Source organism: Deltaproteobacteria bacterium, from assembly GCA_019308905.1.
Lineage (GTDB): Bacteria > Desulfobacterota > BSN033 > WVXP01 > WVXP01 > JAFDHF01.
Genome location: JAFDHF010000025.1, coordinates 1 through 16,535, shown reverse-complemented (window position 1 = coordinate 16,535; position 16,535 = coordinate 1). Strand labels below are relative to the sequence as shown.

The window sequence follows — 16,535 nt, the reverse complement described above, 5'->3', positions numbered from 1 at the left end:
CTCTACCTGCACTTTCCCTCTCCATCGATGATCCAGGAGTGGTTGGAAGAGATGTCGGATGCAAGCGTCCTTGTGTACGTCCCATCGAGGACGACCCTCACCAGGGCGACCGGATTGCCGTTTACGTCTTTCCTCACGGCCATCAGGGGTTGGATCAACCAGGTGAACTTCGCGCCCCACATTGGGGCATCACCTGCCCAGCGCTTTGTAATGTAAACGCCGCTCAATCCGTATCCATTGTATTCCCAGTGGACCCGGACCTTCATTCCCGTCCTTGTGCCGAACCCGTTTTTGCGCCAGATAGACAGATCCACGTATGTAGAGTACCAGGGGGTTATCTTCTCCCAGTTCTTGTTGTTTCTCGGGTACTTCTGCCCGCGCATGCGGTCAAAGGAGTATTTGACGTCCCCGTCGAGGGCATCTACGATGTCCTTTACGACCGTGTAGGTCACGGCGATGACCGCCACTGCCGCGCCTACCGCTTCAGGGGTGATCCTCTGGATGCGGAGGGTGTCGCTGCTCTTTCGCTGGAGTGTGGCCTGGGCGGTTTCTTCCTCTTCAGTGGTGGGAACAGGCCGGGACAGGGGTTTTGAAATGGGCGTCACCGGTCCCGGCTCCACTTCTATCCCGAATCCTGCGTCTTCGGTCTCCCTGGGATCCTTTGCCTCTTGGCCTTCCCCGGCCTGCCGGTCAACCCCGATCCCACCGCCCTTCAATTGGATGGGCTCCTCTTCCTCTTTTTCCTCTTCGGCCTGCCGCTCAACACTCCGGTTTTCCTTACGGGCCACGGCCTTTGCAACCTCGTCTGCTTCCCGTTCGTACTCGTCTCCGGGCAGGCCCAGGATCAGCTTCGGCTTGATCTCCTCCCCGCTCTGTTGCACCACGTGCGTGAGTTCATGGGCAAGCAGTTCCCGGCCGGCCGAACTGCCCGGATCATACGCCCCCTCCCGGAAGAAGATGTCCCTCCCGGTGGTGAAAGCCCGGGCATTGAGGGCCTGGCTGAGGGAGTCTGCTTCTTGGTCGGTGTGGACCCGAACCCTGCTGAAATCGGCATGGAAGGCAGGCTCCATCCTGGCAAGGCTCTCCGGGTCCAGAGGCCGGCCTCCTCCTCGGGCGCGGTCGATCGTCTCTTCCAGCTCTGGAGAGACCTCTTGTTCCTCACTCCTTTCCGCGGCCAGGGCCAATACCCTCTGGACGAAACGGTTTCCGTATCGTTGCTGCAACCTGACCAGGGACAGGCCGGCATGGGCCAGTCTCGAGGAGAGGGCTCTTTTGAGTCTTGATCCGTCGGCCGTGGCGGCAGGGCCGCCTCGGGCTCTCGAGCCCAGTCTGGCCAAAAGGTCCGGTTGATGGAACAGGGGGTTCGTCGTCTTTGGGGAATGCCTGATCTGGGACGGTTGGGGTTTTTTCCGTGATTCGAGTTTCCGCTCCTCCATTGTCCTCCACCTTGCCCTATCGTGTCTCTGCGAGCCTGGCGTACCTCCCGAACTCTCCTTCACTCAGAACCTTGCCCATCTTCTGATACTCGCGCCGTGTGGCCCGGATCAGGTGGGACATGTTCAGGACGCCTCCCTCATCAGCGGCCAGAAAAGAAGCGGCCACTGCCACGTTTCGGATGTTGCCCCCGGCGATTTCGAACTGGCGTGCCATGAAATCCAGATCCAGGTCCTGGCTCAGAGGGGTCTGCTCTGGCCAGATGCCCTCCCAGATGCGCCGCCTGTCCCTTTCTCCGGGGAAGGGGAACTCCACCGCGAAATGCATTCGCCTTACAAAGGCGTCGTCCATGTTCTTGCGCAGGTTGGTGGCCAGGATGACGACGCCTTCGTACTCCTCCATTCGCTGGAGCAGGTAGCTGATCTCGACATTGGCATAGCGATCGTGGGAATCGCGTACTTCGCTTCGTTTTCCGAAGAGTGCATCGGCTTCGTCGAAAAAGAGGATCGCGTTGCTCGTCTCGGCCTCGGCGAAGATGCGGGCCAGGTTCTTCTCGGTCTCACCGATGTACTTGCTCACCACTCCCGACAGGTCGATCTTGTAGAGGTCGAGCCCCAGATCCTGGGCCATTATCTCTGCCGCCATGGTCTTGCCCGTGCCGGAGGGCCCCGCGAACAGGACGTTGAGCCCCTTGCCCAGGGAGAGCTTCTGGTCGAAACCCCAATCCTCGTAGACCAGGGAACGGTACTTGACGCAGTTGCAGATTTCCCGCAGTTGGCGGCGGCGGTCTTCCGGGAGGATGATGTCGTCCCAGAGGTAGCGGGGTTTGATCTTATGGGCCAGCACCGCGAGTCTGCGGTTTGAGTGCAACCGGCAGGCTCGGTAGAGATCGCCCGTGGTCACATGGCCGTTCTCAGGGTTGCGCCACCGGGCCAGGTTGCGGGCCGTGGCGAGAGCATCCCTTATCTGGCCTCCTGTCAAGGCGAACCTGTTGGCCAGGGCCCTCAGATCCAGACCTGCCTCGGTAGTCCCGGTGTCCCGGAGTAACCTTGTCCAGAGGTGCAGCCTTTCGGCGTACCCGGGGCGGCGGGATTCGACGCGCACAAAGGGCGTTTCGTGGAGCGCGTCCACCGGCTCCCAGGAAGTCTCGCCTGCCAGAAAGGCCAACCCGCCGCAATCCTCCAACTCGCGGATGAGCAGATCCCGGGAAGGCCGCTTGTCGTCGGCCAAAAGAGCGTCGAATCCGGCCCAGTAGAGAGCAGCCCCCTGGAGCCGCACTTCCCGGCTGATGATCGCCAAGGCGCTCTCAAGGGGGGGATTTTCGGCCTGCAGCAGCCGCCTTCCATCGACTACCAGCAGCCTCAGGCCGAGTTCGCGGCACACCGCTTCTGCAGTGACCTGCTTTCCCACACCGTAAGGGCCCTGAAGATAGAGGACCGGGCCCTTGCCGTTTGGTCCCTTTTGACGGCCAATGCCTCTGAGACGGCGTTTGACATGGGTCGGAAGGAGTAGGTCTTCCAGGCTGGCCCGGGGCAGGATGAGTCTGGCATAGGGAAGGAGACGGGTGTCAGGCTCGTCGGACCCGAGCAGGTATTCGACTACCCGCTCGTCTATCTTGATGTACCGGCCGAGCAGAGTAGGCCTTGGATTAGAGGGGTCGTCGAAGAGCTCGACGAGGCGGTGTTTGATAAGGGGTGCTCTCGGGGCGAAACGTCTCCGTGCGGTGAGCCTGGCCTCGAATGAGGGACAGAGAAGCTGGATGGCCAGGTCCACCCCGGGCCTCCTCTTTGTTACATCGTCCTGGAGGTAAGCGTAGAGGCGCTCGTAACGGAGGTCGAGCTCCGGCATGAGGCAGACCAGTAGGAGGTCGACATCGAACTCTGTGAGATCGAAGAGTTCCCTGAGCCGTTCCAGACGGAGGAGGGTCCCGTTCCGGAGGCTCATGGTCCTCCTTTCCGAGATCCTTCTCTCCAGGGAGGCAAGCTCGTCCCGGAGCGGTGTCAACCCCGGCAGAACGTCTTGCTCCCGGGTCTCGAAAGGGCCCCTCCTTGCAAGAATGGCGTCGACATCCTCTTCTCTGATGCAGAGGCCCCTGAACTCGTCCATGGCCGCCTGTCCGGTGGCGCGGAACCTGACAACCTGAGCCCGAATCAGGAGAGCAATCCGATGGAGTTCCATCAACAGATGGTCCAGACTTTCCTCATAGCCATCCATCAGAGGAGTTTCCCTGGTGGTTCTTGATGGGTTCAAAGTTCTTTTCGTACTGTTCTATAGACTCCCGGAGCGTCTCAAAAAGGGTTTTTGCATAGATCGGGCTGGTGATGATCCTGGTGTGAACCTGCGCCTCGGTGCTTTCGGGATAGAGCTGCCCGAAGTCGAGGACGAACTCAAACGCGTTGTGACCGACCTTGAAGTAGTTGGCGTATCGCCCTTCCAGCTGACCGGCAGCACCGGAGGCCAGACCCTCCTTTTCCATGGATACCTCCCAGCTCCCGAACGCGCTCTCTCCGGTCTTCGACCGGCAGGGGGGGGAGCCTTTTAGGCGGCGTTTTGGGGCAAGATCGCTGCCAAGGCACAAAAGGAGGAAAGCTCTCGCTTCTGGACGTTGCCCGCGGCGACATTCCCGCCAGACGCGAGGTGCCAGTCTTCACCCCGGTTTGGGTGAAATGTCACACCAGAGCGAGACAGCCCGTTTCGACCGGGGAGCAGGGCAGGGCACGGCGAATGGGTGGAATGGCCCGGGAAAATCCGGGAGAAAAGGCGGAAAACACCCGGCCTGGTGGGAGAGGCTCAACCCGGAGCGGACTGCCGGCCCGGTGTAACCCCGGCCTGTGACACCCCCTGTCACCACGTGACAGCCTCCCCGTGCAATCACAGACAGAGGGGAGCTTTCCCTGGGTCCGAACCGGGCTGTCCTTTACGCCTCTCAACCCTTTTTCGGCTTTGGAGGGCAGGGCTTTGTGACAATATGGTACTTGGCCATTTTGCGGTAGAGGGTCATACGGGACCAAGAGAGCTTCTGGGCTGCTTTGCTCTTGTTCCAGTTGGTGGCAAACAGAGCCGAAAGTAACCGGTTCCGCTCGGCTTGGGGAATGTTCCTAACCTCCTTGAGCCGCCTGCGGAATGGTTCCGGCAGATCCAAGAAGGTTATCCTCCTGGAGGGCAGGTTTATGAAGGTGGCTTCCAGCAGGTTCTTGAGCTCTCGAACGTTCCCCGGCCAGTCGTAATGGAGGAGGGATGCAAGAGCCTCTTCCGTGAATCCCTCAACTCTCCTCCTGAACCGCCGGTTCATCTCCGCCATGTAGTGGTTCAGCAAGCAGAGTATGTCCTCCTTCTGATCGTGCAGAGGCGGCAGGTGGATTCGGGCCACGTTGAGCCGGTAGTAAAGGTCCTTCCTGAATTTGCCCTGTGCCACCATCTGCTCCGGGTCCTGATTGGTGGCCGCGATGACCCTGACGTCGACGGGTATGTCCTGCTTCCCCCCCAGGTGGGACACCTCTTTTTTTTCTATTGCCCTGAGGAGTTTTGCCTGGGCGTAATGGCTCATGTCTCCGATCTCGTCGAGGAGAACCGTCCCGCCCCGGGCGAGTTCGAATTTTCCCTGCTTGGAGGCGAGAGCACCTGTGAAGGCCCCCCTTTCGAAGCCGAACAGCTCGCTCTCAAGGAGAGTATCGGGCAGGGCGGCGCAGTTGATACAGACAAAGGGTTTCTTGTGCCTCGGGCTCTTCTTGTGTATCATCTCCGCAGCCAGTTCCTTGCCCGTTCCGGTCTCACCGGTAATGAGGACCGTACTGTCCGTGGCGGCGACCTTGAGGAGGTACGCCTTGATCTCCTGCATGGCGCGGCTCTCACCGATCATCGGCTCGAGGTCGAAGGAGCCCGGAGTCCCCGCCTGGGGGGGTGAAAAGAGTCGCCCCGCTGCAGAGTGAAGGTTCCGCTCCACGCTGGCAAGCAGTTCTGCGAATGGGAGGGGCCGTTTCAAGTAGTCGCTGACCCCTGCCCTGAGGGCCGCAATGGCCTGGGCCTCGGAACTGTGCTCTGCGATCAGAATTACGGGAACGATCCGGTCTTGCTTCCGAATGTCCACGGCCACTCCGAGGCCGTCCCAGCCGGTCCCCTGGGATGTGCCTATCAGGACAAGGTCCGGAGAGCTGTGCAGGAAGGATCGTAGAGCCCCCGTTCTGTCCCAGGCCTCAACAACCTCATACCCCCGTGCGATCAATCCGGATTTCACATTCCGGCGCAGGATCTCATCCCTTTCGGCAATCAGGATGGTCGGCTTCATGATTCCCCCCTTGGGCACCAGACTCAGAGTCCCCATGGAGAACCCCGGATCCAGCATTGGATCTGTCGTGAAGGCCCTCTCCGAAACCGCCAGACATCCTCTTGCCGGATCTTCGGGATACATCACGGCCGCCCTGCTTCCACGGGCGCCCCCCCGGGTCTCCAGGTGGTCCATCTTCGCTGCGGCAGCGGGCTTCCCTCGGCGAGCCATGGCTCTGAACGGGAAGTCTGGCGCCCCTTTGTCCTGCTTGCTGACAAAGGGAGTCAATTCCGATCAATAGCAGGCAGAAAGGAGCTTGTCAAGGAGAAAGTCTTGGAGTTTCCCGAGGTTTCGGTCGGGGCTTATTCCAAGTAACTGACATTACGGTTTTTTCCTTGTCTGCCGGGGGAATGCCCTTTCCCTTGCTCGCAGGCTCACGGAGAAACCCTGTCAGGGTTGGCGGGTGGAGAATTCCTGCCCCCTCCCCGCTCTGAAGGCGGGGCTTTTCATTTTCTTCGGCTGCTCTCAGGGCGGCGCCCACTCATTCCCGATGGGTGGCCCACCGCTTCCGCAATGTCGCCCGGAGACAGAGGTGATCCTAGGACCCCCGGGTGCTCTTGGAAACAGATTCCTCTCAAAGAAGGGGCTCAATGTGGGATAGTCGGATATGGCCCGAGCCGAGAAAATCGATTGTAGGACAAATGGCTAGGTCGTTTTTCTTGGCCGATGAGACCGCCGGAGCTTCCAGCCCACGGAAGTGTCTTGGCCTAAGGATGGCAGTCGGGTCAGGGGAGGCCTTGTCATGCTCGTCCGAGTAAGTCGTTGCCGTTCCGGAGATCCCCGTCAGGGAGTTCGTCTTATAGGTGCGTGTTTCAAGTGGTATCCGGACTTGGAGCCCCATGAAAAGGAAGCCGCGGCGCTCAGGTGAGGGGACAGGCATAGACGGGTTGGCCAAAGGAGCCTGTGAAAGATGCGCCGTTTTTCCCTTCCGAGTTATCATCTGGGGTGGTGCCCGAAGTATCTGAAGAAGATATTCGCACGTGGGGATATAAGGGAACGAGCCGAGCAGTTGATACGAGGGAACCAGCGAGGAGTATGGGTTTGAAATTGTCGAGATGGAGGTGGCAGCGGAACACGTTCGTATTGTGTTGTCTTTTCCCCCAAAGGCGATCGATCGGGGAAGTTGTTCGAATCATCAAAAGCAACAGTGACCGAGAACTGTTCGGCGAGTTCCCGAAATCATGTCCATAACTGAACCACTCAACTACCTCCCCGTCCGCCACTGGTCCGCACTCTGAGATAGCCATTGCAAGGATCCAGGCAGGACAGATCGCCAGACAGCCACGTCACTTGAGTCCTGCCTTATGGAGACTGTCGAGTAGATGCTCGAGTACCCCATGATCCTTGTAGGGGAGTCTCTCTTTCCAGGTCTCGGTAGAGGTCTGGAGGCTTAGCCTCGTGACTTCCGCCGCCTCGGCCCGGGCCTCCTCGTACCGCCCCAGCTCAACGTAACTGGCAGCCAAGTAGAGGTGGGAAGGCCAAAAATTGGGGTTGAGGTTCAGGGCCCTCCTGAGTGTGGTGACTGCCTCCTCATACTGCCCTGTCAAGAAATAGGCATGGCCTAAGGTGAATAAATAGAAAACCGGATATACAGGGTCCAGACGGATGGCCTTCTTTACCAGTCCGATACTCTCCTCAGGCCGTCCAGCCCAGGTCAGAATACTCCCCAGGCCCTGAAACCCATCGGGATCGTTAGGGTCGAGAGCGATGGCTTTCTCATATTCAGCGATGGCCCGGTCATGCTGCTTTTTCCACAAATAGACATCCCCCAGGAAACGATGGGGTTCAGGCAGCGAGTCGTCCAGGCCTATGGCCTTTTGCTCCAGCTCAAACGCCCGCTCCAGGGACTGAGAGTCTTGGCTCCACCCGAGAGACCACTCAAGTAAATGGGTCGAACCCAACAGCGAATACGCTATGGCATACTCCGGATCCAGGCCGACGGATTTTTCAAACATCTTTCGCGCCTGAGTATTGGCCTCTTCAGTAAAGCGAAAAAGATATTCCAGTCCCCGCAAGGTATAGTCGTAGGCCTCCAGGTTGTCGGTGTGTTTCCTTACCAGACGCTCCCGCTCATCCTGGGTCAGGTTCACAGCCAGAGCGGACACGATCTTCTGCGTCACCTCGTCTTGTAACGCAAAAATGTCTTTCAGATCCCCATCATATCTCTCTGCCCACAGGTGTCCTCCTGTGGCGGCATCCACCAGCTGTGCAGTAATCCGCACCTGGTCTCCAGCCTTACGAACGCTTCCTTCCAAAACATACCGCACTCCCAGCTCCCTCCCCACTTCCTCTACCTTCACTGACTTCCCCTTGTAGGTAAAGACAGAGTTGCGAGCGATAACAAACAGCCCTGAGAGCTTGGAAAGGTCGGTGATAAGGTCTTCGGTTATCCCGTCGCTGAAGTACTCCTGGTCCGGATCTCCGCTCATATTGGCAAAAGGCAGTACCGCGATCGAGGGCTTGTCCGGTAGCTCAAGCACCGGCGACTTTTCAGGGGTCACCTCCTTTGAAGGAGGGGAATGGCGCAAGAAATGGTTCCAAAATACCCCGAAGGCAGCTCCGGCAACCAAGACCACCACCAGAGTCAGAGTCGCCCTCCGTTTATGCCTCGGGTCATCCCTTCTCTTTCTGTACACCAGGGAGCCCGCAGCCTCAGGTGCCATCAGGACGCGGTAGGCCCGCACCGGCCTCTTGATGTTCTTGACGACTTGTTCCCCCAGGTACTCATACCCCAAGGCAAGCTTGTTCTCAATGCTGTCGTGGACAGTCCCGGAGATGCAGACTCCCCCGGCCTCGGCCAATCCTTCGAGTCGGGCCGCAATATTGACACCGTCGCCATAGATCCGCTCTCCCTCTTCGATCACATCTCCAAGGTTGACCCCGATACGGAACTCCATCCTCCGGTTTTCTTGCATCTCAGCGTTTCTGACCTTGATCTCCTTCTGGATGTCCACGGCACAACGTACCGCATCCACCACACTCTTGAACTCCGCGAGCACATTATCCCCGGGGGAATCTACCACTCGCCCGCGATGCTTCTGGATCAGGTTAGCCATCACCTCTCTATAGGCGGTCAGTGTTCGGATGGTCGCCTCTTCATCCTCGCCCATGAGACGGCTGTAGCCTTTTACGTCAGCACTCAAGATAGCCGTGAGCTTCCGTTCGTACCGTTCACCGGTCATGGGGTCACCCCTCCGGGGATCTGTGAGAGAGTGGAAAAGTATTACAAGGTAGTTGATTGCCGGGAATCACCGAGCTGTAGTCTATACCAAGGGGGATAGGATGGCAAGTTACGATGGTCTCCTCGGCAGGTCGGGTTGGTACCAGGCACAGCCTTCGGGCAAGGCCAGCCGCCATCGGGGTACCTCCACGGCATAGATGGTGGCTTCGTGAGGGTGTTCTGCCCGGATGGAAGGATGGAACAGAATACGTCTGGTGTTTTAGGAGCAATGACCACCAGCATCGATCACAGGCGTTTCTTCGCAAAGGCGCGACCGGAGGGCGTTTTCAGATAGCGTTCAAAGTCCACCGCTTTTTCTCGATCGGAAAACGTAATAGCTGTTTTGACCCGTCACGGTTTGTGTTTGGATGCGTGGGAACATTGCCCGGTATTGTGGGTCTTCAGGCAGTTCTCAAGGTTTCCAGTGAACCCTGTGTAAAACCGTTCCGGTTCTCTCTCTGATTGAAGGATATAGACGTAGTAGAACTTCGTATTCCTTATCCTGGAGTGCCGAGCCGTGGCTTCGAGCGATTGGTAAGATGGAAATGAAAAGTGCCCGCCTGCGCTGTTCAGCTTCAGCGCGGCAGCCTTCCCCTCCCGGTTCGCCTTGTCAATGGCTTGCCGAGGCGAAGTTCTGAAAAGCGAATGCTTTTCAGAACGAAGACTGGTGGAGGCGGGGGGAATCGAACCCCCGTCCGGAAGTGTTCCCCTAGGATCTCTACATGCTTATCCCGTTTTTTTGATTTCCCTCCTCTGATCTCCAACGGGAAGGATCTCAGACTCGGTAGCTCAAAAGGGGTTCGCCCCTTTCCCTATGAGCCTCGGGAAAGGAGCTATCCTGCTAGCATGACGCCCTTTTCAGCCCCGCAGGAGAAGGCTGGAAGGACGCTGGCTGCCCTTAGGCAGCCAGAGCGTACCCGTAGTTGTCTGCGAGTATTTTGTTCCTGTTTGTTTAACGAGGCAACAGGACCTCGGCATGCAACCCTAGTGTCTATCACCCCCGTCGAACCCATTTCGCCCCCGTTTCGTTTAAGTATACCATCTTTTTTAGGAAATTTCCGGACTATCCGTCGGCTCGGACGATGGAGAGGTTTTTGGCTCAGCGTAATCTCGTGCGCCGGGCCGGTGTCGCTCCTCCAGGCTCGGAGGTGTTTTTTGTTGGCCTTGGCCGCTCCTTTGTGGTACAAAGAATGTCTGATTACGAAGATCCGATTCGGGTAATAGCTCTATGGGGTATGCGATGGCTCACCGGTAGAAGCGCGAGGGGTTTTTCTTGAGAAGCGAGGGATGTGGCCTGGGGAAACAGAGGACGGTCTATGTGACAGTAGCAGGAGGTGGTCTGGATGACGGCGATTGCTGGAGAAGGAGCGAGAAAGAGACTCTACAAGGTCCGCATCATTAGGGAGGGGGATCCGAAGGTTCGGCATATCGAGTACGTATGGGCACACTCGGCCAGAGAGGCCGAACAGCTCGCCAGGAACCTGCGGAGAAGGGGGCAGGAGAAGATTCTAAAGGTCAAAGCAGGAGGGTTGCTTTAGCGGAAACCCGGGTATACCCGGGAACCTGTTTTTCTTGAGGTTCAAGGGACATAGACGGTGAAGAGAAAACTGGAACCGGAGTGGGTATATCGTGCATGGAGATGGAAGTCGAAGCCGGCGGTTTGATATCTCAGAGATAGTCCTTGCAACTCGAAACAGGGGCAAGGTTCGTGAGATCAAGGGATGCCTTGAGAGGGAGGGCTGGCGGGCATACTCGTTAGAGGATTTCCCAGAGGTGGGGGAGGTGGAGGAAAAGGGCGACACCTTTACGGAGAACGCCCTGAGCAAGGCCAGGACCGTAGCCAGACTGACCGGCAGACCGGCGCTTGCCGATGATTCCGGTCTCGAGGTCGATGCCCTTGATGGCAAGCCGGGGGTCCTTTCCGCACGGTTTGCAGGCCAGGGGGCTACCGATGAAGAGAACAACGAGAAGCTCCTTGAGCTTTTGGAAGGAGTTCCACCGGAGAGAAGGGGTGCCTCGTTTCGTTGCGTCCTGGCGATTGTATGGCCGTCTGGGGAGGAGAGAATTATCGAAGAGGATTGCCGTGGCATGATCACCTCCGAGAGGAGGGGAACCGGGGGATTCGGTTACGATCCTCTCTTCTTTTTCCCTCCATTGGGCAAGACCTTTGCAGAGCTGGACCAGGACGAAAAGAACCGCGTGAGTCACAGGGGCAAGGCCTTGAGAAGACTGAAGGATGTGTTGAGACAGGAAGGGGAGGAGGGCAGGTCTTTGTGAGCCCTTTTGTTATGGTTTGCCTGGAAACACGGGTCCCGGGACTTGTCCGGCAGCCGAGTCCATGATATGTATTGTACTTTCCGGGGCGTAGCGCAGCCGGGTTAGCGCGCCTGCCTTGGGAGCAGGAGGTCGGCCGTTCAAATCGGCTCGCCCCGATTATCTGGTTCCCCTGCGATGAGAGAATCCAGCCGCCCGGTCAGGGCGGCTTTCTTTTCTGCCGGGCTTGACCTGGCGCACCAGATAGTCCCTGTACTTTTCACTTTGAGGGGGGAACTCCCAATCGAAGAGTTCCACATCCTTGAACCTGACGGGGAATTTCGTGCACACCATAACAGCACGCAAACCGTCCGTGAAATAAGGATCTCCACCGAGGTTGTGCTTGGGGTTATCCGGGGGAGCCTTGCCGACTCCGGCGACATAGCCGAGCTTGGCAAGGGCGTGTGCCTCGACGAGGTTCTGGATGAGGTACCATCGGTCATTGTCCACGTCCGGATCGATGACGTGGGTCGTAAGGAAACCTACCCTTAGGGTGAACTTGACGCCGATATCGCGGCTTATCTGGCCGATCCAGACGGGCTTGTTCTTGAAACGAAGCGGGCTCAGCCAGAGGCGGAGATGGTTTCGCTCGTTGACTGACTGGCGAGCCTTCTGGAACGCCGCGTCCTGCCGACGTCCGAAGACATAGAGTGAACTCACCGGGGAGTGCCGGTAACGCTTGCCCAGGAAAAAGGACTTCACCGTCCTCCACATAGAGCCGGAGGACATCCTCTCGGTTACGTCCCACCCGCTTCCGACCAGCGCCACGAGCAGATCCTCGACGTCCCCGATGAAGACCAGGTTCAAGGGGTCCCCCTTGCCTGTCCCCCTCTTGTTGGTCGTACAGCACGGCATCTTTTCAAGAGCAGCCCGTAACTCCTCTTCGTCGCAGTCGACGATCTCTTCCCGGGAGTACAGGCTGTCGAGATCGACCTCCTCGTAATCGGCCTTTATCCCGGGCACCTCGACCACTATATTGAAGATCTCCACACTCTCGAACCCCACGAGGACCACGTTGACGTACTTGAACCCCGGATCTGCATCGGTATGGACAAAGCCCGAGACCGTCTCTTTCGGGGGGACCAGCACCGGCACGTCCATGCTCTCGAAGTGAGCCCTCATCCTGTTGTTCTTGGATCTGGAGAAGCGGAAACGCTTTATGTAGGCCACCTCGGCTGGAGAGTAGTAGTCAGGGTCGACGCGGGTCTGAAAGATCCAATCCTCGTCAAGGCATGAGAGGTAACCCGGGAACTCCGGAACATTGAGACCCCTGCGGTTTTCCGGTGAGAAGCAGTATAGACTGTCCGAGCAGACCGCGTCAAGGGGCTCAACAACCGGAGTTTCTTGATTCACGGTGCCCCCTTCTGGGCTCCGGAGCGGGGAAACCCCAGCCGCCTCATGTCTTGACTGGCGTTTCCGGAGGGGCTATAAATAGTCTGAAAAAGACAGCGGGAAGGGGCTCGGGTGAAAGAATCGGGGCGCCTCCCGGATGATGAGGGGATGGAAGAAGAGGAGACCGTTGATGCGCCTGTAGCTCAATGGAAAGAGCAACGGACTTCTAATCCCTAACGCGGGATTTCCGTAAAATGTTGATAGAAGCGGAAATCCCTTTTTTCTTGCCTACTTAGACCCTCTCTGAAACATCACAGAACATCACAGAAAGTCCACTTTTTCTCGGCAAACTCCCAACATTTTCACAACAGTGTGCAACGCACTGTGACTCCGTAGCGGGACCAGGGGGCCGGCAGAAGGGGCTTGACATAAAGTAGTTCTACTGGTAAACTTACATTAAAACGATGAGGATGGAGGTGAATAATGGAGAAACGGGTCACGATCTATTTCCGGTCCGAAGACGAGCTCGAGATATACGAAAAAATCAGGAAGGAGAGTGAAGCCCGCAACCTCTCATTCTCGCGGGCACTTTTCCGTCGGATTCAGGAAGTGGATAAAGCGCTCGAGCGCGCAAGATTGACCTTCAAGGACGTAAAAAGGATGAAGGCGCAAATCCGGGAGAAGGACAGTCTCACCAACCGTTATGTCCTCGAACTCAAGGCTCACGTCCAGGACCTGCAGAAAACAGTAGATTCCCTGACCAGGGAGAATGAGCTTCTCGCTCAGCAAATACAATCTCTCAAGCAGGGAAGCGTCCATCCGGGTGACTCCCCCGAAATCGCAAGAAAGAGGGGAGCCTTTCTTGAGGTCTTGAGCCGCTTGTCCCCCCAAGTCATTGAGGAGGTGTACGCGCGGACCTGGCCGATTCTGCAGGCTTTCTTGGCCAGAGCTCCGGGTGTCGTCGCATATTTGCGGGAGCGAAACCTGATAACCGAGGATGAGGCTCGGCGGCTGAACTAGAAACATGCGATATCTAACCATCACAGACGTGGCGCAACTTCTCGGGCGATCGCCGGCGGCCGTACGGAATCTGGCCTGGCGGCGGAAGATCCCGTACCACAAGCCGGCAGGCAGGCTTCTCTTTGTCAAGGATGAAATCGACAGATGGGTACTCGAGAGCCCGGGCGTCAGCCTTGAGGAGGTTTTAGACCGTGGATCTGCTAGAAGGTCTTAACGACATAGAAAAATTCGAAGTCTGCACCAGAGCGTTGACGGAGGCATCGCGGGTCCTTGTCACAGCCATCCGCCAATTGTCAGAAACCGCGGATCGGCTCGAGATTTTGTGCCGCGTCCAGGCAAAGCTGATCAGCGAAAATGACAGGACCCTGTGGGAGAGAGCCCTTCACGAGGCACTCGACCGCAAGCCGGGGCGGGCAGGGCAAAGACGACGCGCCGCTTGATCCGCGGAGTAAGGCATGCACGGGGCCACAACAGCAAGCATCAAGCAAAAAACTGAAAGATGGAGCATCGAAGATGTCAACGACCTCATCGGTCGAGATCTTCCCAGCACGAACCCGGTCATCGACAGCGGCATTCTTCCCGAAAGGAGCGTGGCCGTCGTGGGCGGAGTCTCCAAGCTGGGAAAAAGCCTGTTCGCGGTGAATATGGGCTTGTGCATAGCGACGGGAACGCCTTTCTTGCTTCAGTTCAACGTACCGAAGCGCCGGAGGGTCGTCTACCTGCAGGGCGAGATTTCGCTCGCCTCCCTCCAGGACAGGCTTAGGAAAATGAAAAACGGTGGCCCGTGGCCTGAGCAGGGCTGGTTCTGGCAGATCACAAAGAAAGGACTCAGGCTGAATCTGGACAGGGACCTCGCGGCCTTGAGCGAGACGTTGGGACGCGTCTCCCCGGAAGTCCTCATCCTCGATCCGCTCTACAAATTCCACAGCTTGGACGAGAACAAGGCGGGGGATATGACCCGGCTCTTCAGTAACCTAGATAGACTGATCGTGGACCACAACTTGGCGTTGGTGATTGTCCACCATCACGGAAAACCCGTGGACGGCCGGCCAGAGGGGTCCCATCAATTGCGTGGATCATCGGCAATCGCCGATTATGGGGACACCTATCTGACCCTAAATCGCAAGTCAGGCAAGGAGCCCCGCTCATATCTCAAGCTGTCGTTCGAGCTCAGAAACGATGAGGACCCGGACCCGCTTTTTCTCTATCGCGACCCGCAGAGCCTTTGGTACGAGGTCCTGGGCGAGGATAGCCAAGGGGCCGTGGGTATCCATGATGTCGTGGAAGCATTGAGGAATCTTGGCGGAAGAGCCAGGCGCGCGGACCTGATAAGGGCCGTGGCCGACAGGACGGGGAGGTCGGACAAGACTGCACAGAGAGCTATCCAGAAGACGCACGCGGTCAAGAAGATAGTCTCACAAGAGCTCAAGACCCAAGGCCGCCCTGTTGAATACTATCTGCCTGGCCAGGGGGATTTCTTCCCTTATGAGGACAAGGGACATTGAGGACATGTCCTAGACAAATTTTTTGTCCCAAACAGAACTTATTGAAATTACAGGCAAAATGCATGAAAAATAGGTCTTTTAAGGAAAGTTGTGCCAAAACGGGGTGGGCTCAAGCGAAACCGTTGTGGGAGTAAGGCTCGGCATGAGGACACCCCCCTTTATATATATATGGGTTTGTCCTTAAAGATGGTCCTGACCTCTTAAAAGAGGAAGAAGATCCGGGTTGTCTCTCTTCAGGTGGCCCCGAGGGGAGGGGGTAGGGTGGGTGAAAAGGAAGCGTTCGAGCGGGCGCTCTGAGCCCCCGGACCCGCGTGGTGGGACCCCCGATAACGGACTAAGTGTCCGTTGCCGGTATAAGAAACAGGCTGTAATTTCGGCTACTTAGAAGAAAGCAGAAGGCTGATGTTGGGGAAAAAGATGGGAACTAGCAACAGGGAGAGAACAGGAACCCGAACAGGGCAGCAGTGCGAGGCCGTTCTGAAGAGCGGCGATAGGTGTCGAGGCAGGGCTTTGCGAGGTTCGCAGTTTTGCTCGTTTCATCACCCTCGAACGCAAAAGCGCATTCAGGAGGGCCGCAAGCGAGGTGGGCGAGTGCCGCGGGCCCGGGTCTTACAGCAGAAGCTGAAGGAGGTCAAGACCCTTGGGGATATGCTTGACTTCCTGAATCTGTTGATAGCGGACCTCTACTCCGGGAAGCTCCCGGCAAAGCAAGGTCAGGCAATCGTCAGCGCTTTGAGCGGCATCAAGAGCACGATTGAGGCAATGCCTACGCCAGTCGAGGACGGAATAGGCTTGAAATTGTACGATGTCCAGATTGATGAGTTTTACGACCAGCTCCCGCCCCTGCCGGCCCCTGGGGAGAAGGGCGACGCCGGGTCTGTGGAAGAAAAGCCCAAGGCGCTTGTCGTGGGCTCTGAAGACAAAAGCGATGAGGGCAGTACCAACCCCTTGCCTGACAAAAAAGTCTCGTCTGACGGCCTCTCAGCGCCTCAGAAGGAGAAAAAAAAGGGAGAGGGGCGACCGGAGCCCGAGAGCGGGAAGCCCTCGGTGATTGTGACGGATTTTGCCAGGCGCGACTACTGCGACTCCGAAGAGTTCTGGGATTACCTGGAAGAAAGAGCAATGGGAAATGACTTTTGATTTCGCTTACTTAGCGAATTGAGACCAGCCCACTTCTGAGATGGTCCCGTGATGGACGGCGACCCAGGGGGAACGGAGGCCCCAGGTGCCGGACCCAGGCGGGAACCAAGTCTCAGGGGGTGTTCCCCCTCGAGTCTCAGCCAAAAAACACGAAAGGAGACGATGATGAGAGATGAACTACACGATGTTCTGCGGGACATCAGGGTTGGTGTCAGCGGAATGAACAAAAAGGTAGCCAGGCACGAAG

At 57.5% G+C, this 16,535-nt stretch carries 13 protein-coding genes, 1 tRNA gene and 1 other RNA gene; 8 read left to right on the top strand and 7 right to left on the bottom strand.

The window, feature by feature from the left end; translation table 11 throughout:
• Positions 1 to 2: 2 nt before the first annotated feature.
• The 6 genes from JRJ26_09800 to ssrA form a co-directional block, all read right to left on the bottom strand.
• Positions 3 to 1,436, bottom strand: coding sequence for a DUF4157 domain-containing protein (locus JRJ26_09800; GenBank protein MBW2057772.1), 1,434 nt, complete (start codon positions 1,434 to 1,436; stop codon positions 3 to 5).
• Between the two features lie 16 nt (positions 1,437 to 1,452).
• On the bottom strand, positions 1,453 to 3,648 hold the full coding sequence (locus tag JRJ26_09795) for an ATP-binding protein (protein MBW2057771.1): 2,196 nt from the start codon (positions 3,646 to 3,648) through the stop codon (positions 1,453 to 1,455).
• Positions 3,635 to 3,910 carry a DUF3467 domain-containing protein gene (locus JRJ26_09790; GenBank protein MBW2057770.1) on the bottom strand — a complete coding sequence of 92 codons (276 nt, stop codon included), beginning with the start codon at positions 3,908 to 3,910 and terminating at the stop codon, positions 3,635 to 3,637. The genes JRJ26_09795 and JRJ26_09790 overlap by 14 nt, the downstream gene beginning before the upstream one ends.
• A 450-nt stretch (positions 3,911 to 4,360) precedes the next feature.
• Positions 4,361 to 5,929: a sigma-54-dependent Fis family transcriptional regulator gene (locus JRJ26_09785; GenBank protein ID MBW2057769.1), complete on the bottom strand. Its 1,569-nt coding sequence runs from the start codon at positions 5,927 to 5,929 to the stop codon at positions 4,361 to 4,363.
• Between the two features lie 1,115 nt (positions 5,930 to 7,044).
• Complete coding sequence (locus tag JRJ26_09780) at positions 7,045 to 8,940, bottom strand: tetratricopeptide repeat protein (GenBank protein ID MBW2057768.1); 1,896 nt, start codon at positions 8,938 to 8,940, stop codon at positions 7,045 to 7,047.
• Between the two features lie 703 nt (positions 8,941 to 9,643).
• Positions 9,644 to 10,000, bottom strand: a transfer-messenger RNA (tmRNA) gene (ssrA, locus tag JRJ26_09775).
• Between the two features lie 321 nt (positions 10,001 to 10,321).
• Between ssrA and JRJ26_09770 the strand changes: the two genes are divergently transcribed.
• The 3 genes from JRJ26_09770 to JRJ26_09760 all read left to right on the top strand — a co-directional run bounded on the left by JRJ26_09770 (position 10,322) and on the right by JRJ26_09760 (position 11,411).
• A complete protein-coding gene (locus JRJ26_09770) occupies positions 10,322 to 10,516 on the top strand; it encodes a hypothetical protein (GenBank protein MBW2057767.1) in 195 nt (64 codons plus the stop codon).
• A gap of 127 nt (positions 10,517 to 10,643) precedes the next feature.
• Positions 10,644 to 11,255, top strand: coding sequence for an XTP/dITP diphosphatase (locus tag JRJ26_09765; GenBank protein MBW2057766.1), 612 nt, complete (start codon positions 10,644 to 10,646; stop codon positions 11,253 to 11,255).
• Positions 11,256 to 11,336: 81 nt separating this feature from the next.
• Positions 11,337 to 11,411 (top strand) — tRNA-Pro (locus tag JRJ26_09760).
• Here JRJ26_09760 and JRJ26_09755 read toward each other — a convergent pair.
• Complete coding sequence (locus JRJ26_09755) at positions 11,412 to 12,644, bottom strand: LssY C-terminal domain-containing protein (GenBank protein MBW2057765.1); 1,233 nt, start codon at positions 12,642 to 12,644, stop codon at positions 11,412 to 11,414.
• A gap of 462 nt (positions 12,645 to 13,106) precedes the next feature.
• On the opposite strand from JRJ26_09755, the gene JRJ26_09750 reads away from it, so the two are divergent.
• From JRJ26_09750 to JRJ26_09730, 5 genes are all read left to right on the top strand, one after another.
• Positions 13,107 to 13,643 (top strand): hypothetical protein, encoded by a 537-nt coding sequence (locus JRJ26_09750; GenBank protein ID MBW2057764.1) that lies wholly within the window; start codon positions 13,107 to 13,109, stop codon positions 13,641 to 13,643.
• Between the two features lie 4 nt (positions 13,644 to 13,647).
• Entirely contained in the window at positions 13,648 to 13,857 is a 210-nt protein-coding gene (locus JRJ26_09745; protein ID MBW2057763.1) for a helix-turn-helix domain-containing protein, read from the top strand.
• Positions 13,835 to 14,083 carry a hypothetical protein gene (locus JRJ26_09740; GenBank protein ID MBW2057762.1) on the top strand — a complete coding sequence of 83 codons (249 nt, stop codon included), beginning with the start codon at positions 13,835 to 13,837 and terminating at the stop codon, positions 14,081 to 14,083. The genes JRJ26_09745 and JRJ26_09740 overlap by 23 nt, the downstream gene beginning before the upstream one ends.
• A 15-nt stretch (positions 14,084 to 14,098) precedes the next feature.
• Positions 14,099 to 15,148 carry an AAA family ATPase gene (locus JRJ26_09735; GenBank protein MBW2057761.1) on the top strand — a complete coding sequence of 350 codons (1,050 nt, stop codon included), beginning with the start codon at positions 14,099 to 14,101 and terminating at the stop codon, positions 15,146 to 15,148.
• Positions 15,149 to 15,739: 591 nt separating this feature from the next.
• Positions 15,740 to 16,288: a hypothetical protein gene (locus JRJ26_09730; GenBank protein ID MBW2057760.1), complete on the top strand. Its 549-nt coding sequence runs from the start codon at positions 15,740 to 15,742 to the stop codon at positions 16,286 to 16,288.
• The last annotated feature ends 247 nt before the right edge of the window (positions 16,289 to 16,535 follow it).

Coding starts and splice junctions, on each gene's coding strand:
- JRJ26_09800 (MBW2057772.1), bottom strand. CDS start 1,436: ATGGAGGAGCGGAAACTCGAATCACGGAAAAAACCCCAACCGTCCCAG.
- JRJ26_09795 (MBW2057771.1), bottom strand. CDS start 3,648: ATGGATGGCTATGAGGAAAGTCTGGACCATCTGTTGATGGAACTCCAT.
- JRJ26_09790 (MBW2057770.1), bottom strand. CDS start 3,910: ATGGAAAAGGAGGGTCTGGCCTCCGGTGCTGCCGGTCAGCTGGAAGGG.
- JRJ26_09785 (MBW2057769.1), bottom strand. CDS start 5,929: ATGGCTCGCCGAGGGAAGCCCGCTGCCGCAGCGAAGATGGACCACCTG.
- JRJ26_09780 (MBW2057768.1), bottom strand. CDS start 8,940: ATGACCGGTGAACGGTACGAACGGAAGCTCACGGCTATCTTGAGTGCT.
- JRJ26_09770 (MBW2057767.1), top strand. CDS start 10,322: ATGACGGCGATTGCTGGAGAAGGAGCGAGAAAGAGACTCTACAAGGTC.
- JRJ26_09750 (MBW2057764.1), top strand. CDS start 13,107: ATGGAGAAACGGGTCACGATCTATTTCCGGTCCGAAGACGAGCTCGAG.
- JRJ26_09745 (MBW2057763.1), top strand. CDS start 13,648: ATGCGATATCTAACCATCACAGACGTGGCGCAACTTCTCGGGCGATCG.
- JRJ26_09735 (MBW2057761.1), top strand. CDS start 14,099: ATGCACGGGGCCACAACAGCAAGCATCAAGCAAAAAACTGAAAGATGG.